The organism is Streptomyces graminofaciens (genome assembly GCF_030294945.1).
In the GTDB taxonomy this organism is placed as follows: Bacteria; Actinomycetota; Actinomycetes; order Streptomycetales; family Streptomycetaceae; genus Streptomyces; species Streptomyces graminofaciens.
Window position 1 is genome coordinate 11,147,815 of sequence record NZ_AP018448.1, and the last position, 25,746, is coordinate 11,173,560.

The window sequence follows — 25,746 nt, forward strand, 5'->3', positions numbered from 1 at the left end:
CCCCCACTCATGAGTTACTCCAGGACATCGCTGCTCGCCGCCCTGGCGCTGGTCGCCGGGACGACGGGGACGGCGCTCCTCGTCGGTCAGGCCGGCGCTGCGACCTCGGCCGTCCCCTGCACCGTCGACTACAAGGTGCAGAGTCAGTGGGACGCCGGCTTCACCGCCGCCGTGACCATCACCAACAACGCCGCCGCCAGGACGAGTTGGTCGGTGAAGTGGTCGTACGGCGGCAACCAGAAGGTCACGAACCTCTGGAACGGGAAGGTCAGCCAGAACGGTGCCGACGTCACCGTCGCCAACGAGAACTACAACGGCAACCTCCCGAGCGGCGGCTCGGTCAGCTTCGGCTTCAACGGCTCCTACAGCGGCACCAACAGCGTGCCCGCCACCTTCACGCTCGACGGCGTCGCCTGCAACGTCGACGGCGGCACAGGCGGCGGAACCGGTGGTGGTACCGGCGGCAGCACGGGCGGTGGAACCGGTGGCAGCACCGGCGGCGGGACTGGCGGCAGTACCGGTGGCGGCACCGGTGGCGGCACCGGCGGTGGCGATGGTGGTGACAACGGCCGGGCTGGCAACCCCTACACCGGCGCCAAGGTGTACGTGAACCCCGAGTGGTCGGCCAAGGCCGCCGCCGAACCGGGCGGCAGCCGCATCGCCGACCAGCCCACCGCCGTCTGGCTCGACAGGATCGCCGCCATCAACGGCGTCAAGGGCGGCATGGGCCTGCGTGCCCACCTCGACGAGGCCTTGAAGCAGAAGGGCTCCGGCGATCTCGTCGTCCAGCTCGTCATCTACGACCTGCCCGGCCGCGACTGCGCCGCCCTCGCCTCCAACGGCGAGCTGGGGCCCAACGACCTCGACAAGTACAAGTCCCAGTACATCGACCCCATCGTGTCGATCCTGTCCGAGTCCAAGTACGCGGGCCTGCGGGTCGCCACCGTGATCGAGCCCGACTCGCTGCCCAACCTGGTCACCAACGCCGGCGGCACCCCCACCACCACCGACGCCTGCGTGACCATGAAGAGCAACGGCAACTACGAGAAGGGCGTCGGCTACGCTCTGGACAAGCTGGGCGCCATCCCCAACGTCTACAACTACATCGACGCCGCCCATCACGGCTGGCTCGGTTGGGACAGCAACCTCGGTCCCGCGGTGCAGCAGTTCCACAAGGTGGCGACGACGAACGGCGCGAGCGTGAACGACGTGGCCGGCTTCATCGTCAACACCGCGAACTACAGCCCCACCAAGGAGCCGTACCTCAAGGTCACCGACACGGTGGGCGGGCAGACCGTACGTCAGTCGAAGTGGGTGGACTGGAACCAGTACGTGGACGAGCAGTCCTTCGCCCAGGCGCTGCGTGACAAGCTCGTCGCGGCCGGATTCAACTCCGGACTCGGCATGCTGATCGACACCTCACGCAACGGCTGGGGCGGCTCCGCCCGGCCCGGCGGACCCGGAACGCAGACCACCGTGGACGGCTACGTCGACGCCAGCCGCATCGACCGGCGCATCCACGCCGGCAACTGGTGCAACCAGAGCGGCGCGGGCATCGGCGAACGGCCGACCGCGGCTCCGGCCGCCGGCATCGACGCCTATGTGTGGGTCAAGCCGCCGGGGGAGTCCGACGGCAACAGCGCCCCCATCGTCAACGACGAGGGCAAGGGCTTCGACCGCATGTGCGACCCGACGTACGGCGGCAACCCTCGCAACGGCAACAACCCCACGGGCTCGCTGCCGAACTCGCCGCTGGCCGGGCAGTGGTTCTCCGCCCAGTTCCAGCAGTTGACGCGGAACGCGTACCCGCCGCTGCCGTAATCGGCTGACGCGGTGCGTGACCGCCGGGATCCGTCCGTCGGCCCTGCCGAGGGACGGATCCCGGCGGATCCCGCGCAACCGCGGTCGAGTGCGCCCGAGTACGGCCGGGCCCGTCCGCAAAGCGTCCCCGTCAGGTCAGCTCGTCACGCGGAAGGTGGCGTCGCTGCGTCCTGTGGCGGTGGTGATGGGGTCGAGCTGCAGTTGGTACGCGTAGTGGCGGATGTAGCGGTCGGGGTGGTTGTACGACTGGAACGAGGACCAGGACGGGTCGGCGAGACCGGCGACCTGGCGGAAGGTGGCGTCCGCGGCGAACTGGGCGGTGCCGTCGTTGTGGACGAGCTGGAAGTCGTAGTCGGCGTGCCGCAGGTAGTAGCCGGGGAAGTTGACCGACTCGAAGGAGACGGTGCCGGTGCCGGCCAGGCCCGGGCGCAGCCGGAACTGGGCGTCCTGGCTGGTGACGTTCTGGTCGATGCGCACGTCGAAGTTGGCGTGCCGTACGTAGCGGTCCTGGTAGTTGTACGACTGCAGCCGCTTGCCCGGGACATTGGCATAGCGGGCCTGAACGCGGGCGTCCTCGGCGGCGGTCAGGGTCAGGATCGAGCCGTGGCGCTTGTGGGTGCCGCCGAGGCTGTAGCTTCCCGACGCGGGGAGCTGGTAGGTGCCGGGGCTGGAGGGGTTGGTGGTGGTGACGGGCATGTAGCCGCGTCCGGAGGCGTACTGGTCGAGGTAGAGGGTCCATTCGTTGCGGTCGCGGTACTTCATCCACATCGGGCCTTCGACCTGGGAGCCGGTGAGGCCGATGCCGGAGAGGTCGCCGAGGTCGGTCCAGGTGCCGAGGATCGAGTTGCTGCCTTCGAGGGAGATCTGGCCGGCGCTGGAGGCCCGCACGTAGCGGTAGTTGCCGACTCCGGCGGGGACTTCGACGATCTGGGTGTCGATGATGTTCTGGGAGCCGGGGCGCTCGATATAGAGCTGGGGGGTGGTGATGGTGCGGAAGTCGGTGGTGCGGGCGTAGTAGATGCGGTGCTTGAGTACGCCGTCGCGGGTGGCGTTGGTGGCCCAGTACAGGACGTAGTCGTTGGTGGCGGGGTTCCAGATCGCTTCCGGGGCCCAGGCGTTGCGTCCGTCGGGGATGGCGCCGGCGACGTTGAGCAGCCTGGGGGCGGACCAGGTGACCAGGTCGGTGGACTCCCACACGACGAGGTTGCGGCTGCCGTTGGACATGGAGTCGGGCCATGACTGGCCGCAGCCGATGCACAGGTCGGTGGCGAGGATCCAGTACTTGCTGCCGTCGGGTGAGCGGACCAGGGCGGGGTCACGCACCCCTCGGGTGCCCACGGTGGAGCGCAGGGTCATCGCGCCGCCGTTGAGGTCGTTCCAGTGCAGACCGTCCGCGCTGTACGAGAAGTACATCTGCTGGCCGTTCGAACCGTCCCCGATGAAGTGCGTCATCAGGTAGCCGGGGTCGGCGGCGGCGGCCCGTTGGGGTGTGGTCACGACCTGGGCGGTGAAGAGCAGGCAGGCGGCGACGAGTGTCGCCGCCAGCCTGGAGAGAACAGCGGACATGTGTGTTCCCTGTCTTTCTGCGGGTGCCTCGATGAGAGGGGAGGTCTTGGGTGAAGCCCGACGAAGTACACGGAGTGCGGCCGTGCGGTGAGGGGGAGTCAGGCGTGCGTGTGTCCTGCGGGGGCGGGGCGCCTAAGCGCCCCGCCCCCGCAGAGATCCGTCACTGCCACTCCTCACCACAGGCCGAGGAGGAGAGGGACGGGGGTGGGATCAGGAGGGGGTGATCAGCCACTGCTGTTCGGTGCGGCCGGCGTAGGGCTGCTGCTCCACGGCGGCGGCGTTGGCGGTGCTGGCCTCGTCCACGGCGAGGGCGAGCCCGCTGAAACGGTTGATCAGCAGGAAGTGCCCGTCGCCGGTGGGGGTGACGGCCCAGTGCTGCTGCGGGGCGTTGGCGTCTCCCCAGATGCCGGCGAGGCCGCCGTCCTCGCGGGACAGGCCACCGATCTCCAGGAGCTTGCCGCTGCCCACACCCTTGATCTTGTAGTAGCCGTCGCCGGTCTTGATGAAGGTCCACTTCTGGTTGGTCTGGCCGAGCCAGGGCCACTGCTGGATCTTGGTGTTGTCGGCGGTGAGCCGGTTGATGACGTCGGCGACCTGGCCGCTGTTGCGGTTGACCAGGCGGTAGACGGTGCCGTCGCCGGGCAGTGTGGTGGACACCAGGGCCGGCTTGAGCGACCGGCCGCCGATCCTGACGCCGCTGACGTTGGCGTAGCCGCCGGTGGCGGCGTTGGCCTGGATCCGCACGAAGCCCACGTTCCGGTTGGGCCACTCGGCCAGCTTCGGCTTGCGGTTGCCGCCGGTCCAGGTGCCGGTGGCGACCTGGGTGAAGCTGACGCCGTCGGTGCTGGTGAGGATGGTGTAGGAGGTGATGTCGCCGTCGGTGGAGTCGTTGCGGCTCCACTGCTTGGGCAGGTACTCAAGGGTGGAGACGTTGCTCCACACGCCGCCGAGGTCGATGGTGATGGACTGCGGCAGCGGCGCCGGCAGCCCCCAGGTCGACCAGCAGGTCTCGTAGCGGACGTCGCTGAGTCCGTCGATGGCGTTGAGCGGACCCTCACCGGTGTGGAAGCCGGTGGCGTACGCGTTGACCGGTGTGACGGGGTGCTCTGCGCGCAGTGGCTGGGTGGGCAGCGGCGGCCTGGAGGCGTTCGGGCTCCACGCCGCGCCGACCTCGGCGAGCCGGTTGACGATGTTGGTGTCCAGCAGGCCGTTGCGGTTGGGCGGGCAGTTGAGGATGAACGAGGTGTACTTCGGTTCCAGGTCGGCCAGGTGCGCGAGGATCGCGGACTTGCTCATGAGGCCCTCGGTCGGGGTGGAGGGGTGCCAGAACCAGCCGTTGCTGATGGTCTGTCCCTGCATACCGGCGTAGGTGTTGCCCGCAGGTGCCGTGACGCCCAGCGGCTCCTCGAAGAAGATCGCGTCGCTGAGGAAGGGCTCCGACAGCCCGCCGATGTCGAGCATGACGCAGTCCGGCTGCAGCTCTTTCACCAGCGAACGGATCTGCTGGTAGGAGACGGCCTGCTGTCCCATCTGCCATGCGTAACCGTCAGTCATGAACATGTCGATGGTGCCGTAGTTGGTGAGCAGCTCGCGGATCTGACCGAGAAGGAAGGTCATGTGGCTGGGCTGGATGGCGTCGGTGATCTGGAGCCCGGACACCTTGTGCCGGCTCTCCCATGCCTCGACGCCGAAGGTGCGGTCCCAGACCGAGTAGTAGAACCCGACCTTCAGCCCCTTCGCGCGGAAGGCGTCGCAGTACGCCTGGACGACGTCGTGTTTATAGGAGCTGTTCGCGACGTTCTGGGTGCCGTGGGCGCTCGGCCACAGGGCGAAGCCGTCGTGGTGCCTGGTGGTCAGGATGCCGTAGCTCATCTTCGCGGCGGCCGCCGCGTCGGCCCACTGCGCGCAGTTGACACTCGGGGGAGCGAAGCGGGTGGGGCTCTGGTTGGGTTCCGCCCACTCCTCGTTGGTGAACGTGCCCAGGCTGAAGTGGTTGAACATGCCGAACCGCATGTCGACCATCTTGCTGAGGTTGGTCTGCGCGTCCGCGGCGGACGCCGGCGACAGCAGGCCGGAGAAGCCGGGGACGAGCGGCAGAGCGGTCGCGGCGCCCGCCGCACCCGCCGCGCCGAGAAACGTACGGCGACTCATTCTTGATGAGGACATGGCCCACTCCTGTGTGGATCGATGGCGTTGCTTGCGGTGACGACGTGGTGGGACGGTCTGCGGGGGCCTGGCTGACGGGGTCTTTCGGGCGGCAGGCGACCGGGTTGCCCTGGGGGGCGATCGGCGTGGGACGAAGTGACGTGCGGGACGTGGTCTCGCCCGAGGGTGGGCTCCGGCTTCGGCGCGGGGCAGGTGGACAGGGGCGTGAACCCACGGGTAAGGCGGCGCTCCGACGGTGCGTGATCGGCTCTGACGAGGTCTTTTCCTGGCGGCTCGCAGGACAGTGCGCGGTGTCACGACCGGCCGTACACACAGCGTGTGTCCGGCGGAGCAACATCGGATGTATTAACGGCTACCGGTCGTCGGTCCGTCTAGAGCCGTGGCAGAAATATCCCGGATCAACCCAGATCAACATGGGGATCGAGGCTGGTATGCATGTCGAGCGGTAGGACTGAACCACGCTATACATAGGATGTGTTCGGTCCGGCAGGAGCGAGCGTCCGGGTGCGGATGTTTCCGTACGCACCCGGACATCGTCACGCCGCGCGCCGCTGGAACTGCTGGTTGGTGCCGGTGCCACAGGGCCACTGGATGAGGCGGGCTCCGTTGGCGGTGGACGCGTCCTTCACGTCGAGGCACTTGCCGCTGTGCCGGGCGACGAGCCGGTAGTAGCCGCCTCCCTGGTCCTGGAACTGCCACTGCTGGTTGGTGCCGGTGGTGCAGCGGTACTGGTTGACGAAGGCGCCGTCGGCGGTGGAGTTGCCCGCGACGTCGAGGCACTTGCCGCTGTGCTGGGCGAGGACCTGGACGTATCCGTTGCCGGTGTCCTTGAGCCGCCACTGCTGGTTGATGCCGCTGCTGCAGGTGTACTGGAGGGCGGCCGCGCCGTCGGCGGCGGAGTTGTCGGAGATGTCGAGGCACTTGCCGCTGTGCCGTGCCACCAGGTTGTAGTAGGGGCCGCCGCCCGCGCCGGTGACCGTGCCGGCCTCGGTGTCGATGGCGATCTGCGGGTACCACGGCATGTTCATGGTGGTCCGGGTGGGGAAGGTCAGCGGGAGCCAGACGTACTGCGAGTCGTTGACCGTGCCGCCCATGGAGTTGCCCCAGCGGTCGCCCAGGTAGAGGTACGAGGTGCCCGTGGTGCCCTGGACGGGCAGCACGAACGTGGTCTGGGAGCCGTAGCCGGTGTCGTCGCCGATCTCGGTCATGGCCGTCCAGGGGCCGGCGACGCTGGTGGCGGTGGCGTACTTCTGCTGGTTGGGCTTCCAGCCGCTGTTGCCGGAGGTCAGCATGAAGTAGACGCCGTCGCGCTTGAACAGCGCCGGAGCCTCACGGAAGGTACCGGCCCAGGGGTTGGCGGTCAGACGGTCGTAGGCCGTGTAGTCGGCGGTGAGTCTCCAGATCTGCAGGTCGGCGTTGCCGGCGGCGGAGGTGATCTGGTACGCCGTGCCGTCGTCGTCCTTGAACAGGGTCATGTCGCGGGACGTGGTGCCGGTCGGCGGCCGGAAGCTGCCCTTGCAGGTGTAGTCGCCGTCGATGGTGTCGGAGACGGCGACGGCGGCGCGAGCCTGGTTGTAGTCGGTGCCGTTCTCCTTGTGCATCCACATCACGAACTTGCCGGTGGTGGAGTTGAAGACGACCTTGGGCCGCTCGATGTTGGCGACCGCCAGCTCCGGGTCGCTGGCCTGGGTCAGAACGTTGCGTCTGAACTCCCAGGTCTTCAGGTCGGACGAGCGGTAGGCGGAGACGGCTCTGAAGGTGTTGTCGGCGTTGCGGTTCTCGCCGAACCAGTAGTAGTACGAGCCGACTTTGATCACCCCGCCGCCGTGGGCGTGGACGACGGTGCCGCTGGTGTCGGTGAACTGGGTGGGGTTGGTGATGGTGACCGTGGCCGCCTGGGCGGGGGAGCCGGTGACAAGAAGTGCGGTCAGGCTCAGGAGGGCGGCCAACACATAGGTGAGGGCGCGTCGGAGCATCTGGGTTCACCTCAATGAGGCTTGTGAATTGTTTGGTTGTGTGCGACTCCGTTTGAGGACGGTAGGTGGGAAACGAGGCTTCGTCAACGACCTGATCTCAATTACACATCCGATGTCTTCGGGGTCGCGTCGTCTCTCTGATCCGACAGTCCGCGATTTGTGCGAGCTTTCGTCTACCCCCTAGACATGACAAGGTCTGTTGCTGATTAATACATCCGATGTCACCTAGGTGAAACACACGCTTCCGTACGGCTCCCCTGTGTCTCGCCGTCTCCGTGGTGACGCATCCGATCTGTTCGGCCCCGACGCTGAGCCGCAGCACCTGTGTGCTGTCTTGCGGACAGTCAGGAGAAGACCTTGTCACAGCCGATCACTCGCCGAAGAGTGCTTGTCGGCATGGCGGCCATGACGGCCGCCGCGGCCATCACTCCCACACTCGCGACCCCCGCATACGCCGCCGCTCCCCAGCCGCTCCCGCTCCCCCCGCTGCGTATCCCGAAGCTCGACCTGGGTGTCGAACAGCAGCCGGACGACAAGATCCGGTGGTTGCAGGACGCCAAGCTCGGCATGTTCATCCACTGGGGTGTCTACTCCGGCCCGGCCAAGGGCGAGTGGTACATGGAGAACGCCGCCATCACCCCGGAGAACTACAAGAAGTACGTCACCGACGCCACCGGCGAGCAGTTCACCGCCACCGCCTACAACCCGGCCGACTGGGCCCAGTTGGCCAAGGACATGGGCGCGAAGTACACGGTGCTCACGGCCCGCCACCACGACGGCTTCGCACTGTGGCCGTCCACCCACCCGAATGCCTGGCACGCCGGGCAGGCCCCGCTCCAGAAGGACTTCATCGGCCAGTACGTCACCGCCGTACGCGATGCCGGGCTGAAGGTGGGCCTGTACATCTCGCCGCTGAGCTGGCGCTACCCGGGCTACTACGACGTCCACGGCACCAACTGCCTGCCCAACAAGTGGGGTTACACCACGGATCCCGCGCACAAGGAGAACGCGCGGATCATGAAGAACGAGCTGTACCAACAGGTCAGGGAGCTGGTCACCCAGTACGGCAAGATCGACGACCTGTGGTGGGACGGCGGCTGGCTCGGCCAGCAGGGCTCCGACGCGGCCGCCGCCTTCTTCTGGGAGCCCGGCAAGTTCCGCGACCCGGCGAACGAGTGGCCGGTGGATTCCGCCTACAGCGAGACCGACCCCGTCACCGGCAAGCTGCTGGGCCTGACCGGGCTGGTGCGCAAGCACCAGCCGGACATCGTCACCACCCTGCGTTCGGGCTGGATCGGCGACTTCACCAGCGAGGAGGGCCCCTCCGTCCCGTCCGGTGCGATCCGTACCGGCAAGGTGGCGGAGAAGTGCTTCACCATCGGCGGTGCCTGGGGCTACAAGGCCGGCGCGAGCGTGATGGGCTTCGGCACGGCCATGAACATCCTGGTCAACGCCTGGGTGCGGAACATGACCTGCCTGGTCAACGTCGGTCCGGACCGCACCGGCGTGGTGCCCACCGCCCAGGCCGACCTGGTGCGCCGGATCGGTTCCTTCATGACCACCTGCGGCGAGGCCGTCTACGGCACCAGCGGCGGCCCCTGGCAGCCTGTCGACGGCCGGTACGGCTACACGTCCAAGGGCAGCACCTTCTACATCCACCTGCTGCCCGGCTACAGCGGCACCAGCTTCACCACACCCTCGATCGGGGACGCGAACGTGACCGGCGTCATCGACGTCGCGTCTGGTGCCGACCTGTCGTACACCGTGGACGCGGAAGGGCAGGTGACGATCACCGGCATCAACCGCACCCGCATCCCCGAGGACAGCGTCGTCGGGGTGACCCTGGACCGCCCGGTTCAGCCCGCCGACATCGCCGCCGGCAGGACGGCCACGGCCGGCAGCGAGGAGACCTCCAAGGGAAACACCGCGGCGAAGGCCGTGGACGGATCCACCGCGACTCGCTGGTGCGCGAACAACGGCAACACCGGACACTGGCTGAAGGTGGACCTGGGGACCACCAAGTCCCTCACCGGCACCCGTATCGCCTGGGAGTTGGACGCGACGAACTATCGCTACCGGATCGAGGGCTCCACCGACAACAGCACCTGGACCACCCTCGCCGACCGCACCGCCACCACCAGCACCAGCCAGGTGCAGGTCTCCGCCTTCCGGGCGCAGGCCCGCTACGTACGGGTGACGGTCACCGGGCTCCCTGCCACAGTATGGGCGTCCATCCGCAGCCTGGAGGTCTACGACCGGCCCTTCACCGCGGATCTGGGCACCTACCGGCTGGTGAACCGCAAGAGCGGCAAGGTCATGGACGTCAGCGACGCCTCCAGCGCCGACGGCGCCGCCATCATCCAGTGGCCCTCGACCGGCGGCACCAACCAGCAGTGGAAGCTGCTGCCGAATGCCGACGGCTCCTACCGGCTGGTCAACGTCCGCAGCGGCAAGGTCCTGGAGAGCCCGGACGATTCCACCCAGGGCGCGCCCCTGGACCAGTCGACCGACGACGGCGGCGACAACCAGTGGTGGAAGCTGGTCCCCTCCCAGACCAGCGGCTACTACCGACTGGTCAACGTCCGCAACGGATGGTGCGCCGACGTCAAGGACGCCTCCACGGCGGACGGTGTCAAGGTCATCCAGTGGCCCACCACCGACGGGGCGAACCAGGACTGGCAGCTCATCGCCCTGTGACGGCGTTCGCGGCGAGGGGGCCCGTGCCCCTGCGGCGCGGCCCCCTGGCCCTCACGGTCAGGGGGCCGCGCCGCCTGGCGTCATGGCCGCCCAGGAGCGCGCGGCCATGCTCATCGCCCTCCCGGCAGTGATCCCCCGGGCCCCCGCAGACCTCGTCCTCGCCGAACGCCAACCAAATTCGGGGCCCGCCAAACCTCCAGATGTGAACTAGGGATCACATAAAGCTGGAGGGAAAGCTCACATACACCCGCATCGCCCGTCAAGGGCTGTGCGCGCACCTCTCTGTGAAGGGTGAGCCCGGGCTCAGTGGCCTTCCGGGGCGTCGAGGAGGTAGGAGACGACCGCGGTCTGGAGGTGGCTGCGCAGTTCGTTCCAGGGCAGCGGGCGGTCGGACTCCAGGAACTCGCCCTGGGTGATGCGGTGCGCGACCGTGGCGTAGATCAGGCGGTACGCGAAGTCCAGCGCGGCCTCGGGGTCGGGATGCGCGACAGGTGCGTGACGCAGTGCCTCGGTGAAATGGCGATTGCCCTCGATGCTGACGCGGGAGCCCTCGGCCCGTACCGCCTCGTGCCGGGTGCCGAGCAGCAGGAAGACGCGCAGCAGGGCCTCGTGCGCCTGGAAGCTGTCGGTGATCGCGCCCACCGCCTCGGCGACCGCCACGGCTGGGTCGCGCAGGATGCGCAATCGCTCCGCGGACATGCGTGCCGTGATCCCGGCCTGGAGATTCTCGGTGAAGGCGCGCTGGATGGCCAGCAGGAGGCCTTCCTTGTCGCCGAACCGTCGGTAGATGCTGCCGACCGCCATGCCTGCCCGCTCGGCGACGGCGGCCACCGTCAGCGCGTCCGCTCCGCCCTCTTCGAGCAGTGCGTACCCGGCCTGCAGGATGTCCTGCTGCGAACGGCGGCTGCGTTCCTGGAAAGCGGCAGGTCTGCCGGTGGAGGACTCGGTCACTCACGCAGTTTATCGACCTACCTCTTGACGTCCATCCGGCGAGTATGTGAATCTCCACTCGCATGCAATGTGAATTGCACTTCACATATGGGCCTCGGCGCGCAAGGTCGAGCCGTGCCCCCCTCTCTTCCCACCTCACCCCTCGCAACGGCGCGGGGCTGTTCCTGGAGGTGTCTCATGGCTCCCCTCTACGACATCGCCGTCGTCGGCTACGGGCCGACAGGCCTCACCGCCGCGTCCCTGCTCGGCCGGCTCGGCCACCGGGTGGTGGTCTGTGAGCGCTGGCCCGCTCTGTACGGGCTGCCCAGACTCACCCACATCGACGACGAGACCGCCCGGACCGTGCAGGCGGCCGGTGATGTCGACGAAGCGTTGTGTGACTCGTCGCTGTGCCAGTACGTGTGGGTCAACGGCAAGGGCGAGAACCTTGTGAACATCCCGGCGAACCCCGATGGCCCGATGGGGTATCCGGATCACATCTCCATGTATCAGCCGGATGTGGAGAGCGCGATCGACAAGCGGTTGCGCGGCTACGGCACGGTCGACGTCCGTCAGGGCTGGGCGGTCACCGGCCTCGACCAGGACGACGACGGTGTCAACCTGCGTCTGCGCGGCTGGAACGCCGACGCCATGTGCGCGGACGGACCGCACGACACCGTCCGGGCCCGCTATGTGATCGCCGCCGACGGCAGCCGCAGCGGGATCCGTGAACTGCTCGGCGTGGAGCGCCAGGACTTCGGCTTCAACGAGCAGTGGGTCAACGTGGACGCCGAGTGGCTGCGCCCCCAGCCCCCGGAGTTCGCATACGGCACCCAGTACTGCGACCCCGCGCGCGGGCACATGACCATCAACATCGGCGCGACGCGTCAGCGCTTCGAGTTCGCCCTGCTGCCGGGCGAGACCCGCGAGGAGATGACCGTTCCGGAGACCTCCTGGCGGCTCCTGCGCGAGTACCACGACCTCGGCCCGGAGGACGTGCGGATCATCCGGCAGCTGGTCTACGGCTTCGAGGCCCGCATCGCCACCCGCTGGCGCACCGGCAGGGTCTTCCTGGCCGGCGATGCCGCCCACACCATGCCGCCGTACCTCGGCCAGGGCGCGTGCAGCGGCCTGCGCGACGCCACCAACCTCGCCTGGAAACTCCACCTCGTCCTCGGCGGCCTGGCACCCGACGCACTCCTGGACACCTACGAGAGCGAGCGCCGCCCGCACGTCACGGCGATCACCCACGCGGCGATCGGCCTGGGCAAGGTCGCCAACACGCACGACACCGAGGCCGCCGCGGCCCGGGACGCGGCCTTCTTCGCCGGCAAGGTGCCCCCGCCGCCGCCGTTCCCGCCGCTGAGCGGCGGGGTGCTGCGCAAGGAAGCCGGCACGCCGGTGGGCACCCTCACCCCCCAGGGCCGCATCCGTCTGCCCGACGGCCGCACCGGACGCCTCGACGACCTGACCGGATACGGCTTCACCCTGGTCACCACCGAGGATCCCGCCGATGCCCTGGGGCCTGAGCGGCTCGCCCGGTTGGAGCGCCTGGGCTGCGCCGTGGTCGCCCTCGACACGGTCGAGGACCTCGACGGACGGCACCACGAGTACCTCCACCTGCTCGGCGCGGTCGCGTATCTGGCGCGTCCCGACTTCGTGCTGTTCGGTACGGCGGTCGACACCGCGGGCCTGGGCACTTTGGTGGACGACCTCGACGCCGCGCTGTCCGGAACAGTGGGTGCGGCCGTATGACGAACGGAGATCCCCAAGTGGGGGCCGAGCTGCCGCCGTTGGTCGCCGCCCAGCACCGGGCCATGCCTTTCACCCGGCTCACCGACTGTGGCATGGACCCCGCCGACGCCCGACGACTGCTCGCCGACACCATTGCCGGAATCCCGTGGCAGGATGCCGCCGCGCTGGTCGCCGACGTACAACTGGAGCGCGCGCGGTCGGCGGAGGCCGCGGGGCACAGCACCACCGCCCGGCAGGCGCGCCGGTTCGCCTCCGCGGCCCTGATGTTCGCGCAGATGGCGTACCAGAGGGACACCCCTGAGAAGCGGGAGCTGTATGCCCGGCACACCGCCGCGACCGCAGCTCTCGCACCCGGCGTGGAGCGGGTGGAGGTCACTCACCGCGGCGGCGTCCTCGGCGGCTGGCTGTGCCTGCCGGAGGACGCACCGCCCCGGGCCACCGTCATCGTGTGGGGCGGTCTGAGCGGTTGGGGAGCCGCGTATCTGCCCATCGCCGACGCGTACACCGAGCGCGGCCTGGCCTGTCTGTTGGCGGAAGGCCCCGGCCAGGGCGAGTCGCGGCTGGGGCACGGGCTGTACGTCGACGAGCGAGTCACTGACGGCTTTGCCCGCTTCGTCGACCTGGTCGAGGCCGATCCCCGCCTCGCCGGTGCCATCGGCGTCCAGGGCGTCAGCTTCGGCGGCCTGTTCGCCGCCCACCTGGCCGCCGTCGATCCGCGCGTCGGCGCGGTGGTCGTCAACGGTGCTCCAGCCGTACCGACCATCCCGGAATTCCGTACCGCCCGCGAGCAGATGGCCGCCGTGGTCGGCACCGACGACCTGGACCGGGTGACGGAGGTCATGGACGGCCTGCGCTTCGACCCGGACAAGCACCACATCGGCTGCCCGCTCCTCCTGCTGCACGGTGGCCGCGACCCCCTGGCCCGCTACGAGGACCAGGAGCCGTTCCTCCGCGCCGCCGACCCCGCCACCTCCAAGGTGCGGATCTGGCCCGACGGCGAGCACACCCTCTACAACCACGCGGCCGAACGCGACGCGCTCACCGGTGACTGGTTCAGCGACCTCCTCGCCGGCCGAGCCACCCCGAAACGTTAGGAACACCAAGTGGACTTCACCGTCGAGACCGCCACCGACGCGGTGGTGGAGAGCTTCCGGGAGACCAAGGACCAGCGGCTGCGCCAGGTCATGGAGAGTCTGACCCGCCACCTCCATGACTTCGTGCGGGACATCGAACCCACGATGGAGGAATGGGAAGCCGCGATCGGCTTCCTCACCGCCGTCGGTCAGACGTGCGACGACACCCGCCAGGAGTTCGTCCTGCTCTCCGACGTCCTGGGCGTCTCCATGCTCGTCGAGACCCTGAACGGGGCCGAGGAGGGAACCGAGAGCACCGTCCTCGGCCCCTTCCACATGACCGAGTCGCCCCGCCGCGAGCTCGGCGACTCCATCGACCTCCTCGGCACCGGCCGCCCGTGTGTGGTGTCCGGCCGCGTGCTCGCCGCCGACGGCACGCCGCTGCCGGACACCGAACTCGACGTGTGGCAGTGCACCGAGGACGGCTTCTACGACGTGCAACAGCCCGACGTACAGCCACCGGGAAACGGCCGCGGACTGTTCCGTACGGACGGCGAGGGCCGCTACTGGTTCCGTACCGTCGTCCCCTCCCACTATCCGATACCCACCGACGGACCCGTCGGCCGCCTCCTCGAAGCCACCGGCCGGCACCCCTACCGGCCCGCCCACATCCACTTCGTCGCGAGTGCCGGTCACCACCTGCCGGTCACCACCCACGCGTTCGTCGCGGGCAGCCCGTACGTCGACTCCGACGCGGTCTTCGCGGTCAAGCGGGGCCTGATCACCGACTTCACCGAGTCGTACGAGGAGCAGGAGGCCGAGCGCTTCGGCGTGAGCGTGCCCTTCACACACGCCAGGTTCGACATCGTGCTGGCCCCGGAAGCAGAGTCGGCACGATGACCTTCACCTACGAGGCCTTGCCGATGCGGGTGGTCTTCGGCGCCGGAAGCCTGCGCCGACTGCCCCAGGAGGCCGAGCGGTTGGGCCTGCGGCGGCTGCTGGTGCTGTCCACCCCCGGCCAGCGCGCTCTCGCCGAGCACGCGGCCGCCCTGCTGGGCGACGCGTGCGTCGGGCTGTTCACCGAAGCGCGGATGCACGTGCCGGTCGAAGTCGCCGAAGCGGCCCGCGCGGCCGCGCGCGACGCGGACGCGGACGGCTGCCTGGCCATCGGCGGCGGCTCCACCATCGGCCTGGGCAAGGCGATCGCCCTGAGCTCAGGCCTGCCCGTGATCAGTGTGCCGACGACCTACGCCGGCTCGGAGATGACCACCGTATGGGGACTCACCGAGGACGGTCGCAAGCGCACCGGCCGCGACCGGGCCGTCCTGCCCCGCAGCGTGGTCTACGACCCCGAACTCACCGTCGGCCTCCCCGTGGACGTGTCGGTGACCAGCGGATTCAACGCCATCGCCCATGCCGTGGAAGCCCTGTACGCGCCGGACGCCTCGCCGATCGTGTCGCTGATGGCCGAGGAAGGGGCGCGCTCGATCGCCGCAGCACTGCCGACCATCGCCGCCGACCCCGGCGACATGCGTGCCCGCGTCGACGCGCTGCGTGGAGCGTGGCTGTGCGGGGCGTGCCTGGGGGCCACGACCATGTCGCTCCACCACAAGCTGTGCCACATCCTGGGCGGCACCTTCGACCTGCCCCACGCCGCCACCCACACCGTCCTGCTCCCGTACGTGGCCGCCTTCAACCTCCCCGCCGCACCGGCCGCCGAGCAGGCCCTGCGCCGCGCGCTGGCCACGGACGACGTACCGAAGCACCTCGCGCGAGCATCCGCCGAACTCGGCGCCCCCCGATCCCTGGCCGAACTAGGGCTGACCGAGGGCGACTTCGACGAGATCACCGTCCAGGCACAGGCCCATCCCTACGCCAATCCACGGCCGGTCACCGAAGAAGCCCTCCGCTTCCTCCTCTCGGACGCACTGAAGGGAACCCTCGCACCCTGAGCGGGCCTTCACGGACATCTGCCACACATCACCACACCCGGAGAGTCAAATGATCAAGTTGGTGGCCGCCGTACGGCGGCGTCCCGGTATGACGCACGCCGAGTTCGCCGAGTACATCGAGAAGGTGCACGGCGGGATAGCTCTCGCCGACAAGCTGACCGTGCGCAAGTACGTCCAGAACCACGTGCTCGACGGCGCCTACGGGGCGCTCGGGGACGTGGGCTACCAGGTGAAGCTGCCTCGAGACTCCGTGACCGAGCTGTACTTCGACGACCTCGAATCCATGGGGCAGACCTTCGCGGCCCCGTATTCGCGCGAGGTCGTCGGCCCGGACGCGGTCAACTTCAGCGACCAGCCGGCCGCACTCAGCCTGCTCGTCGAGGAGAGCGAGGCCGAGGCGCCCCGATCCGCAACCGGCAAGGTGAAGATCCTCCACTTCCTCAAGGCCGCCGACGGGCTCGCCCCGGAGGCCTTCCAGAAGGGCCTGCGACGGACGTACGAGGACCTGCTCGCCGACCCGGCCGGGCCCGCCCGGTACGTGCGCGGCCATGAGTGGAACACGGCCCTCCCCGGGGACGGCATGGCCGCGTACTTCGGAGGCGTGTCGGAGCAGCCCGCGTACGACGCCTACTCCGCCCTGTGGTTCGACGAGGTGGAGGCCCTGACCGGCTTCCGCGCCTGGCAGGAGGCCCTGGCCGGGCACGCGGAGAAGCGCGGTGCGCATTTCCAGCCCTCGCTGTCCTTCTTCCTCCTCACCCGTGAGGTCGTGATCTTCGACGACCTGGCCGACGGAGGCGCCGCGTCGTGACTTCGTAGGACGGATCGTCGTAGGCCTGCAGCCGGCACTGTGGACGCCCGCCCCAGGGCGCGCATGGCGCCTCGAAGATCAGAGAGGCGCATCCCCACGCAACAGACCTCGGGCACGCAGTTCCGCCCAGAGTTCTCGAGGCACCCCCTCGCGGTGCAGTGCCGCGTTCCGCGTCACCTCGGCCGCCGTTCCCATACCCGGAGTCACGCTGACGACGGCGGGGTGGGTGAGGGGGAAGACGATCGCGGCGGCCGGGAGCGTCGTGCCGTGATCGTCGCACAGCTCGGCGATGGCCGAGGCGCGGGCCACGACGGCCGGCGGGGCGTCGCGGTAGTCGTACTTGAGTCCTGCCGCGGGCCGTTCCGCGGCGAGCAACCCCGAGTTGAACACCCCGGCCGCGACAACGCCCTTGCCCATCGCCTCGGCCGCCGGCAGGACGTCGTCCAGGGCCGACTGGTCGAGGAGGGTGTAGCGGCCCGCCAACATCACCACGTCGGCGGCGGTTTCCCGGAGGAACCGCGCGAGCATCGCCGACTGGTTCATTCCGGCGCCGATGGCACCCACGACGCCCTGATCCCGCAACTCGGCGAGCGCGGGCATGGCCTCTTCCGCCGCCTGCCGCCAGTGGTCGTCGGGGTCATGGAGGTACACGATGTCCAGCCGGTCCAGGCCGGTGCGTCGCAGTGTCTCCTCGATGGAGCGCAGCACTCCGTCTCTGCTGAAGTCCCACTCCCTGCGCAGGTCGTCCCGTACGGCGAACCCTTCGGTGTCGACTCCTCGCGGGTGTTCGTTGGGGACGAGCAGTCGTCCGACCTTGGAGGAGACCGCGTATTCCTGTCGCGGCCGACCGAGGAGGAAGGCGCCCAGCCTTGCCTCTGCGAGACCCAGCCCGTAGTGGGGGGCGGTGTCGAAGTACCGGATACCCGCGTCCCATGCCGCTGCGAGCGCGGCTGCCGCGTCGGGGTCCGGGGTGACGCGGTAGAGGTTCCCGATGGCCGATGTGCCGAAGCCCAACTCGGTGAGTTCCAGCGGGGCGTTCGGGATCTTACGAGATCTCATGTGTCCTTCTGTCGGGCTGTCGGGTGGGCTCACAGACGGTAGAAGCGGGTGGCGGTGCCTCCCAGCACCGCTGCGCGCTCGCCGGGGGAGCAGTCCTGGAGCAGTTCCTCGACAGTGGCGGCCCAGCGGCCCCAGCCTCCGGCGAGTTGGCACAGTGGCCAGTCGGACCCGAACATGAGCCGCTCGGGCCCGAAGGCGGACAGCAGCACCTCCCACACGGGACGGATGTCGCCGGTCGTCCACGCTGCCCAGTCCGCCTCGGTGACGAGCCCGGACACCTTGCACGTCACCTGGGGCTGGGCCGCGAGCCGCCGTATCTGCCGCTCCCACTCGCCGAGTTCGCCGTCCGCGACGGACGGCTTGCCGGCGTGGTCGAGTACCAGCGGGAGATCCGGATGGTCTTCGGCGAGCTTGACGGCCGACGGCAGCTGGTGCGCGTAGACCAGCACGTCATAGGCGAGGTCGCGCTCAAGTACCGCCCGCAGGCCCCGAGTCACGTCGGGGCGTTGCAGCCAACCGGGGGCGGATTCGCCCTGGACGAGGTGGCGCAGTGACCGCAGGTACGGGCCGCCCGGCCCGGCGAGAAGAGCGTCGAGAGTGTCACCGATCCCGGGATCGGTGAGATCGGTCCAGCCGACGACGGCGCCGACGAGCGGTTCCCGTTCCGCGAGGACGAGGAGTTCCTCGGTCTCCGGCAGGGAGGTCAGGCACTGCACGACCACGGTGGTACGGAGCCGGTGACCGGCGATCGCGCGGGTCGTGTCCGCGGCCAGGTCGGCGAGCGTGAAGGAACGTCGGATCGGCGCGAGGGCCGGTTCGTCGAGCCATGGCTGCGGACGTCGCTCGAGATTCCAGAGGTGGTGATGGGCGTCGACGAGGGCGGAGGCGTCGGGCTCGGGCATGGGAGGCTCCGGGGCGGCGGGGCGGCGGGGCGGCGGGGCGGCGGGGCGGCTGGGCGGCGGTCGTGGGAGGGCGCTGGTTGTGACGACGGCCCCGTCGGGCCGGCAGCTGACCTGCCGGCCGTCGAGGGGCCGTCGCCTCACACACGGAATGTCACTGGATCGTCCAGAGCTGGTTGCTCTGGTTCAGCGGTGTCCACTGGTCGAGCGCTGCCCCGTTGGCGGTCGAGCCGCCCGAGGCCTCCAAGGCCTGCTTGCTCTTGAAGTTGCGGATGACGTATCCGCTGCTGGTCGACTCGAAGTACCAGAGCTGGTTGTTGCCACCGTTGTAGGTGTACTGGATGAGCGCCGCGCCCTTGGCACGGGAGCCGTTGGCGACATCCAGGACCTTGCCGCTGTTGCGGTTGACGATCTTGTAGAGGTTGCCGCTGACCCGCACGATGTTCCACTGCTGGTTGGTGCCCGAGTTGCTCTGCCACTGGATCACGTTGGCGTTGTCCGTGGTCGCAGCCTGGTAGACGTCGGCCAGCAGACCGCTGTTGACGTTCTTGATCGTGTAGTAAGTCGACGCGTTGAAGGACGGTGTGGTGCCCGAGTTCTCCAGCGCGGTGCCGGCCTGCTGCACGCTGAAGTCGTCGATGTAGAAGTAGGCGCCGTCGGTCTTGGCGACCCGCACGTACCGGAACTTCTGTCGTGCGTCGATCTTGGCCGTCAGCGTCGAGGTGTACGGGAGGGTCGCGGCGTCCTGGCGTCCCAGCACCGTGTAGTCGGCGAAGCTGGGGTCGTTTGAGCCTCGTATCTCGAAGTTGCTGCGGGTTTCCGGCTGGTCGATGTCCTGGCGGGTGGTGAAGGAGAACTGGCCGAGTTGGTACGCGCTGTCGAGGTCGACCTGCCACCAGGCCGAGGTGTCGCTACCGGTGGGGGACCAGCCGGTCGCCGGGTCGTTGTCATTGGCCTTGGGCGGCGCCCAGCCGGAGTTGAAGACGGAGGACGCGGTGGCCGTCTTGCCGTAGGCGAGATTGATCTTCGCCAGCAGTCCGCGGTAGGCCGACTGCAGACCCGAGGCCTGCATCACCGCGGTTCCGGTGGTCGTGTTGTTGGAGAGGGTGACGTTGGGGCCGTTGGCGTTGCGGATGATGAAGTCGGTGTTGTTCGACAGGACGTTGTTCGCAACGGTCATGTTGCTCGAGCCCTCGTCGAGATAGATGCCGCCCACGCCCGAGGAGCACGCGGTGGGTGTGCGAACCACATCGTGGATGTAATTGTTGTTGATCACCGTGCCGGGGTCGTTGGAGAGGTGGTAGATGCCCGACGTGTCGCACAGCATCGTTTCGACGTTGGCGATGCGGTTGTAGCTGATGGAGTTGTCACCCAGCGCGTTGGCGGCCGACTGCCAGCCCCAGCCCAGGGAGATCGCGGCCCACGGGGAGTCGGAGATGTCGTTGTGGTCGATGGTGGTGCCGTGCACGAAGCCCGCGTTGATGCCTGCGGTGCCGTAGTAGTCCTGACCGGTGTGGGTGATCAGGTTGTTGGTGACGGTGACACCGCTGACGACCTCGCGTGCGTCCTCGCCCGCGGGTGAGGCGGGCGGGTTGTACACGGTGTGGTACTCGACGTCGGGATCCGAGAACTTGCCCACCATGATCCCGTTGCCCGAGATGTCCTGGACGACATTGCCGGTCACGGCGGAGTCGTGGACGCCGTGGTGCAGGTCCAGGGCGGTCGAGCCCATCTTGGTGAAGGTGTTGCCGGTGAAGGACAGGTTGTCGGCGTTCGCGGCGTAGACACCGGCCGGCGGGCGGTTGACGTACTGCTTGTTGGTGGGATCGGCGGAGATGTTGTAGTTGCCGCCCTGGCCGTTGAGCAGGCCGTTGTCGCTCGCCTCGGTCCAGTTGGTCTGGGTGAAGGTGATGCCGGAGAACCGCAGGTTGTGGACAGGAGAGCCGAGGCTGTCGCCCTTGACGTCGAAGAGGGTCTGCAGTGTCGGGACCTGCACGGTGGCCGACGTCATGGTCTCCCCCGGCCGGGGGAGGTAGTAGAGCGTCTGCGCGTCCTTGTCGAGGTAGAACTCACCGGGCTCGGTGAGGAATTCACGGGCGTTCTCGAAGTGCAGGGGAGAGCCGTTGGACAGCAGCGGGAACGGTCGCTGGAAGAGGATGCCGGCCTCGTGGTCCTGGATCGAGAGGGCCGCCATGCCACCGCTGTTGGTGTACGACTTCAGCCGCAGGTAGTTCTCGGCCCACTGCAGTTGCAGCACCATCTCGACTCGGTCGAAGTGGTCCCAGCCCGCGATCTGGGAGCTGAGGACCTTCAGGGTCTTGGCCGTCTTGTCGCTGGCCTGGAGCTGGAAGTTCGAGCCGACGTCCGGGTAGCGGGCGCGGGTGGCGCGCACACCATTGACGTACAGCTGGCGGAAGTCGATGGCGCCGACCGAGGCCTTGTACTGGCCGTTGCTCGCCGAGGTCCAGCCGGTGATCGTCTTGGCGCTGGTGACGACCGGTGTTTCCGAGCCGTAGGCCTTGTAGATGACGGAGTGGCCGTTGGTGCCCGAGTCCGCGGTCGTGAAGTCGACCGTGGAGGTGAGCGGGTAGGTACCGCCGCGCAGGTTCACGACGATGTCACCGGACATGGCCGAGTTGACCGTCCGGACCGCGTTGCGGGCCTTCTCGATCGTCTTGAAGGCCGATGCCGTACTGGTTCCCGAGTTGCTGTCGCTGCCGCCTGTGGGATCGACGTAGAAGTTGACATCGGCCGCGTACGCCGACTGCGCGGGCAGCACCACGAACGATGCCACCAGCAACGTCTGAAGCATTCCTATGACAAACCGTGCGGGTCTCATCAAGGTGTTCTCCTTTCTTGGTCGCGAGGTCGCACAGGGGGCGGTGGACCGCGGCCCCGGGGATGCCTCTGCGCTGTCAGCGGGGCCGTCTGGGCCGGACTCGCCGAGATGCCAGATCTCGGGCAGGTCCGACCACTGGCCCCCGGTGCCCCGATCGGGCCACGGTTCCTGGCACGGGCCGGTGAGCTTCCACCACTCGCGGGAAACGGGATCGGCCCCGATGGTCGCCATGTCGGCGTCGAAGTCCTCGCCGTGGTACTCGAAGTAGGCGAAGAGGACATCCCCGCGCAGGAAGATGCTGTAGTTGCGGACGTGGGCCCGCAGAAGCGCGGCCTCGACGCCGGGTGGGACGGTGGCGTGCAGGTCGAGGTACTCACGCCGGCGTTCGGGCCGGAGTCTGATGGTCTGGGCGATGCGCCTCACGTCGCGTTCCTTCCGTCCGTGGGCCTGCTGGTGAAGGGCGTGTCGTAGCTGGGTGTCCGTGTGCGCAGCGCCAGCCGGAGGGTGAGCCGTATCCGGGTGGAGGCGGGGAGCCGGACCCTGAGCCCGTTGTCGTCGACGGGCATCTCGGTTTCGGCGGCGACCGGTTCCCCGTGCCCGTAGTCGTACAGGTCCCCGACCCATGAGTCGTCGCCGCAGGTCGTGTAGCGCACGGAGCGGATGGTGTGCTCGGCGAAGGCACCGGCCTGTACGAGCACCGTCCGCGCCGACTCGGGGGAGAGGTTGACCAGTTCCACGGTGGTCGACTCGGGGGCGATGGAGGTCACCAGCGCGGCCACGTCCGGCGGCAGGCCCGGGCGACGGGCATCGGCGTCGTGGTACCGCACCCGGGCCTGCTGCAGACCGCCGTTGTAGAGGACCTGAGGGCCGCCCCAGGTGAGCTGGACGAGCGCCTCGGTGACGACGGGGTTCGACTGCTGCCACAGATGGATGTCCGCCTCGGGCACGTCGAGGTCGCGGTAACGCTCCATACGGGCTAGGCGGTGGCGGACCTGGGCCTGGGCCGCGGCCAGGATCCGCTCCGGGTAGTCGGGATCGTCGCCGGAGAGGAAGGCGAACCACGCCTCTTCGTGCCCGGACTCCTCCTTGGCCCGGAAGGGCCGAACGGTACGCCAGTCGATACCGCTTCCCTCGCGGATCCGCTCCAGCCGGGCGTGGTCGGCCGGGGCGGCCGTGTGGTGCCACAGCGCCACCGGTACGGCGGGGGTGACCGGGTTGTGGTCGAACCACCCCGAGTCGTTGCGGCGGAAGGGGATGTGCAGAGTGGGGGTGTGGATGTCCGGCCCGAGCTGGGCGAGCCACTTGGACTGAAGGCTGGAGTCGGCTTCGGCGAAGGCCATCGTCGTACCGTGCTCCAGGAGCGTGTCGAGGCTGCCCCCGACGAAGGAGAGGTAGTCCTCGTCGCCGGTGACCGTGGCCGCGGCCAGCGCCGCGACACAGGCGGCGTGGCCCACGCTGTGCCAGCCGTGCGGCCAGGACCAGCCGTAGTGCCCGCCGTACCAGCGGCCCTCGTGCAGGCTGCCGACGACACCGTCGGGCCCCACGTTGTCCGGGATCATCCCGCCGTTGGCCTCGGCTCGCTTCCGCCACGCGCCGACGTACTCCACGATCCAGTCGCGGTAGCGCCGGTCGCCCGAGAGGATCCACGCGTTGAGCACGAGCCCGGCCGCGGCGAGGTTGACCGCGGTGTCGCCCACGCCCATCCGCTCGCGCATCTCCTGCCCCAGCCGCGGATCCTCGGACAGGGGGTGAGGCGGCGCGTCGTCCGGCAGGATCCAGTCGAGCGGGAAGCCGTAGGTACGTGCTTCCGACGGCAGCCAGGGGTACGCGTCCCCTTCGGACAGCCCCTGACGGTCCGGGTCGCTGCCGTTGTGCGGTCGGGTGATGATGTGGTGCTCGGGGTCGTAGTTGCCCTTGGCCGGGTCGACGTACAACTCGGCGAAGCGCAGGGCACGCTCGGACCAGCGGTCGGGAGCGGCCATGCACAGGAAGTAGAGCAGGAGCAGGCTCTCACCCTGGTGGAACCAGTCGTAGCCACGCTCGTACTCGTCGTGGAGCATGCCCAGTTCGGTGAGCTGCCGGGTGACGCCCTCCCAGTGGTGCTCGCTCGCCTGCAGCAGGTCGTCGGCGCCGCCGAGCAGATACAGCTGGGGCCAGTTGAAGAACACCTCGTAGAAGTCGTCCACGCCGTCCCGGGTACTGAGCCGGCCGTCGTACGTCAGGCGTCCGTCGGGGCCGGTGAAGTCACGGGCGAAGCGGCGCCAGGCGTGGTCGAGCAGGTCGAACAGCGCCCGCTGGGAGACGGCCCAGCCGGGAGGTTCGAGCAGCGGCACACTGGCGCGCACCCCGGGAAAGGTCGCGGGGCCACCGGAGGCTGTGGCGTCCCCGCCCGACGTACGGTCGTCAGGGCTGAAGGGCATGGGGTCTCCGTTCGGGAGGGAAGGAGCGGTTCGCGCCGGGTGAGCGGAGGTCATTGCTTGGTGGCGCCGGCCAGCATTCCTGCGACCAGGAAGCGCTGGGAGAAGAGGAAGACGATCAGCACGGGCGTGATGGCCAGCAGCGTGGCCAGAGCGAGCTGCGGCCGTTCGATGGCGAGGGAGCCGACCGTCGGATTGAACGAGGGAACGTTGCTCAGCAGGCTGCCGATACCGACCTGCACCGGCATCTGGTCGCTCTCGGGGAGCATCACGTACGGCAGGAAGTAGTTCGTCCAGTTGGTGACGAAGCTGAAGAACCCGACGAGCGCGACGACCGGTGCGGCGAGGGGAAGCGCGATGTGGCGGAAGACCCCGAACTCCGTGCAGCCGTCCATGCGGGCCGCCGCCAGCAGATCCTTGGGTACGGCGGTGGTGAAGTAGATGTAGGTCAGGTACACGCCGAACGGGTAGAAGGCGTAGGGCAGGACGACCGACCACATCGTTCCGATGAGCTGGACCGCGTTGATCTCCAGGAAGAGCGGCACCACCAGCGTCGCGTTCGGCATCAGCATCACGATCAGCGTCGAGACGAGCAGCGTGCGCCGACCCCTGAACTCGGTCGTCGCCAGCGCGTAACCGGCCGGTACCGCGACACACAGGGTGATCACCAGGGAGATCCCCGCGTAGAGCGCGGAGTTGCGCAGCCACTGCAGGATCGCGGCGTCCTGGAAGCCGGTCAGGACGTCCCAGTTGGCCTTTACAGCCTTGGGAGCGATTGAGTTCGGGGCGTGCTGGCCTGGCGGGTTGGCTGGTGGGTGATCAGCAGGCGGCCTGCCGGGCGAGCACCAGCTCAGTGCTCGCCTTGCGGCGGGTCGCCCGCCGGGCGGAGCGGTCAGAGACCAGGGTGGCGATCGCGAGGTGAGTCTCGGCGTAGGTCTCGCGGCGGCCGGTGAACCGCTGCAGGGGCCGCCACTGCTTGTACTCGGCATTGGTGTGCTCCACACAGATCCGCGCGGAGGACTGGCGGCGTCGCTGCTCGCGCCAGGCGTGGTGCTCGCCCAGCGGCGCGTCGTCCTTCGGCTTCTTCGGCGGGGCACTGACCTGGCCGGGGAACTCGTTGGCCAGGCCCCGGTAGCCCTCGTCGACTACAGCCTTGACCTTGGGGTGCCGGAGGAACTGCTCGGCGATGCCCTCGGTGCGCACGGCGGTCTGGTCGTGCATGCGGCCCGGCCGGACCACGCCGCTGAACAGGGTGCGACCCTGCGGGTCACTGAAGGTGGTGGTCTTGATGGTGTTCTGCTTCTTCTTGCCGGAGACGAACGCCTTGCGGCCGGAGCGGTGGGCGCGGGGGCGGCGGACCTGCACTTCGGTGCCGTCGATGCGCAGGTCAACGCCCTCCGTGCCGGCGTAGGCGAACAGGTCCTCCAGCGTGCGCAGCCGCACCCCCGGCCGGTCCGGGACGGCGAAGCCGCGGGCCGCCAGCAGCGGGCGGACCTCGCGAATCGCTCCGGAGACGGTGGAGCGGTCCACTGCGTACAACTCGGCTAGAGCGGCGTGCGGGATCCCAAGCCGCAGGTGGACCAGCGTGACCAGAAGTCGGTCGACGAAGACCAGGCGCTGCTTGGGCCCGGCGCCGGCCGCCCGTCTCCGGTCTCCGCCACGCCGCTCGTGTAGCGCCGACTCCCGCGCGGCCTGCCATCGGGGCGCGAGTTCTTTGAGCAACTCGCCGAAGTGTGCGCGCGGGACCCCGGACAGGGCAGGATGGGAACAGGCCGCACGGGCCCAAAT

General features: G+C 68.8%; 16 protein-coding genes and 1 pseudogene. 7 read left to right on the top strand and 10 right to left on the bottom strand.

From position 1 onward, the window contains the following. The first annotated feature begins 9 nt into the window (after positions 1-9). Entirely contained in the window at positions 10-1,821 is a 1,812-nt protein-coding gene (locus SGFS_RS49235) for a glycoside hydrolase family 6 protein (RefSeq protein ID WP_286259294.1), read from the top strand. A gap of 135 nt (positions 1,822-1,956) precedes the next feature. On the opposite strand, the gene SGFS_RS49240 is transcribed toward SGFS_RS49235, so the two are convergent. The 3 genes from SGFS_RS49240 to SGFS_RS49250 form a co-directional block, all read right to left on the bottom strand. Then, a complete protein-coding gene (locus SGFS_RS49240; protein ID WP_286259295.1) occupies positions 1,957-3,387 on the bottom strand; it encodes a glycoside hydrolase family 43 protein in 1,431 nt (476 codons plus the stop codon). A 210-nt stretch (positions 3,388-3,597) separates the two neighbouring features. Then, positions 3,598-5,553 (bottom strand): alpha-L-fucosidase, encoded by a 1,956-nt coding sequence (locus SGFS_RS49245; RefSeq protein ID WP_286259297.1) that lies wholly within the window; start codon positions 5,551-5,553, stop codon positions 3,598-3,600. A gap of 536 nt (positions 5,554-6,089) precedes the next feature. After that, on the bottom strand, positions 6,090-7,529 hold the full coding sequence (locus SGFS_RS49250; RefSeq protein ID WP_286259298.1) for an RICIN domain-containing protein: 1,440 nt from the start codon (positions 7,527-7,529) through the stop codon (positions 6,090-6,092). A 396-nt stretch (positions 7,530-7,925) separates the two neighbouring features. Between SGFS_RS49250 and SGFS_RS49255 the strand changes: the two genes are divergently transcribed. Then, positions 7,926-10,226: an alpha-L-fucosidase gene (locus SGFS_RS49255; RefSeq protein ID WP_286259299.1), complete on the top strand. Its 2,301-nt coding sequence runs from the start codon at positions 7,926-7,928 to the stop codon at positions 10,224-10,226. A gap of 303 nt (positions 10,227-10,529) precedes the next feature. Here the strand turns inward: SGFS_RS49255 and SGFS_RS49260 are convergent, their stop codons facing one another. Then, positions 10,530-11,177, bottom strand: a complete 648-nt coding sequence (locus tag SGFS_RS49260; protein WP_286259300.1) for a TetR/AcrR family transcriptional regulator — start codon at positions 11,175-11,177, stop codon at positions 10,530-10,532. A gap of 177 nt (positions 11,178-11,354) precedes the next feature. On the opposite strand from SGFS_RS49260, the gene mhpA reads away from it, so the two are divergent. From mhpA to SGFS_RS49285, 5 genes are read left to right on the top strand one after another with little or no spacing between them, the layout of a single operon-like run. After that, positions 11,355-12,911 (top strand): bifunctional 3-(3-hydroxy-phenyl)propionate/3-hydroxycinnamic acid hydroxylase MhpA, encoded by a 1,557-nt coding sequence (gene mhpA, locus SGFS_RS49265; RefSeq protein WP_286259301.1) that lies wholly within the window; start codon positions 11,355-11,357, stop codon positions 12,909-12,911. Continuing rightward, positions 12,908-14,005 (top strand): alpha/beta hydrolase family protein, encoded by a 1,098-nt coding sequence (locus SGFS_RS49270; protein ID WP_286259302.1) that lies wholly within the window; start codon positions 12,908-12,910, stop codon positions 14,003-14,005. Before mhpA ends, SGFS_RS49270 begins: the two co-directional genes overlap by 4 nt. Positions 14,006-14,014: 9 nt before the next feature. Further along, positions 14,015-14,884, top strand: a complete 870-nt coding sequence (locus SGFS_RS49275; protein ID WP_286259304.1) for a dioxygenase family protein — start codon at positions 14,015-14,017, stop codon at positions 14,882-14,884. Next, a complete protein-coding gene (locus tag SGFS_RS49280; protein WP_286259306.1) occupies positions 14,881-15,936 on the top strand; it encodes a maleylacetate reductase in 1,056 nt (351 codons plus the stop codon). Before SGFS_RS49275 ends, SGFS_RS49280 begins: the two co-directional genes overlap by 4 nt. Before the next feature lie 49 nt (positions 15,937-15,985). Further along, positions 15,986-16,744: an EthD domain-containing protein gene (locus tag SGFS_RS49285; protein WP_286259307.1), complete on the top strand. Its 759-nt coding sequence runs from the start codon at positions 15,986-15,988 to the stop codon at positions 16,742-16,744. Between the two features lie 78 nt (positions 16,745-16,822). On the opposite strand, the gene SGFS_RS49290 is transcribed toward SGFS_RS49285, so the two are convergent. From SGFS_RS49290 to SGFS_RS49315, 6 genes and pseudogenes are all read right to left on the bottom strand, one after another. Next, positions 16,823-17,803 (bottom strand): aldo/keto reductase, encoded by a 981-nt coding sequence (locus SGFS_RS49290; RefSeq protein WP_286259309.1) that lies wholly within the window; start codon positions 17,801-17,803, stop codon positions 16,823-16,825. Between the two features lie 29 nt (positions 17,804-17,832). Further along, a complete protein-coding gene (locus tag SGFS_RS49295) occupies positions 17,833-18,705 on the bottom strand; it encodes an amidohydrolase family protein (RefSeq protein WP_286259310.1) in 873 nt (290 codons plus the stop codon). Between the two features lie 151 nt (positions 18,706-18,856). After that, positions 18,857-21,964 (bottom strand): RICIN domain-containing protein, encoded by a 3,108-nt coding sequence (locus SGFS_RS49300; RefSeq protein ID WP_286259312.1) that lies wholly within the window; start codon positions 21,962-21,964, stop codon positions 18,857-18,859. Further along, complete coding sequence (locus tag SGFS_RS49305; RefSeq protein WP_286259314.1) at positions 21,961-23,961, bottom strand: hypothetical protein; 2,001 nt, start codon at positions 23,959-23,961, stop codon at positions 21,961-21,963. Before SGFS_RS49305 ends, SGFS_RS49300 begins: the two co-directional genes overlap by 4 nt. Before the next feature lie 50 nt (positions 23,962-24,011). Further along, positions 24,012-24,722 (bottom strand): annotated as a pseudogene (locus SGFS_RS49310) (carbohydrate ABC transporter permease); the annotation flags it as partial. A 55-nt stretch (positions 24,723-24,777) separates the two neighbouring features. After that, positions 24,778-25,680 carry a transposase family protein gene (locus SGFS_RS49315; RefSeq protein WP_286246902.1) on the bottom strand — a complete coding sequence of 301 codons (903 nt, stop codon included), beginning with the start codon at positions 25,678-25,680 and terminating at the stop codon, positions 24,778-24,780. Between the last annotated feature and the right edge of the window lie 66 nt (positions 25,681-25,746).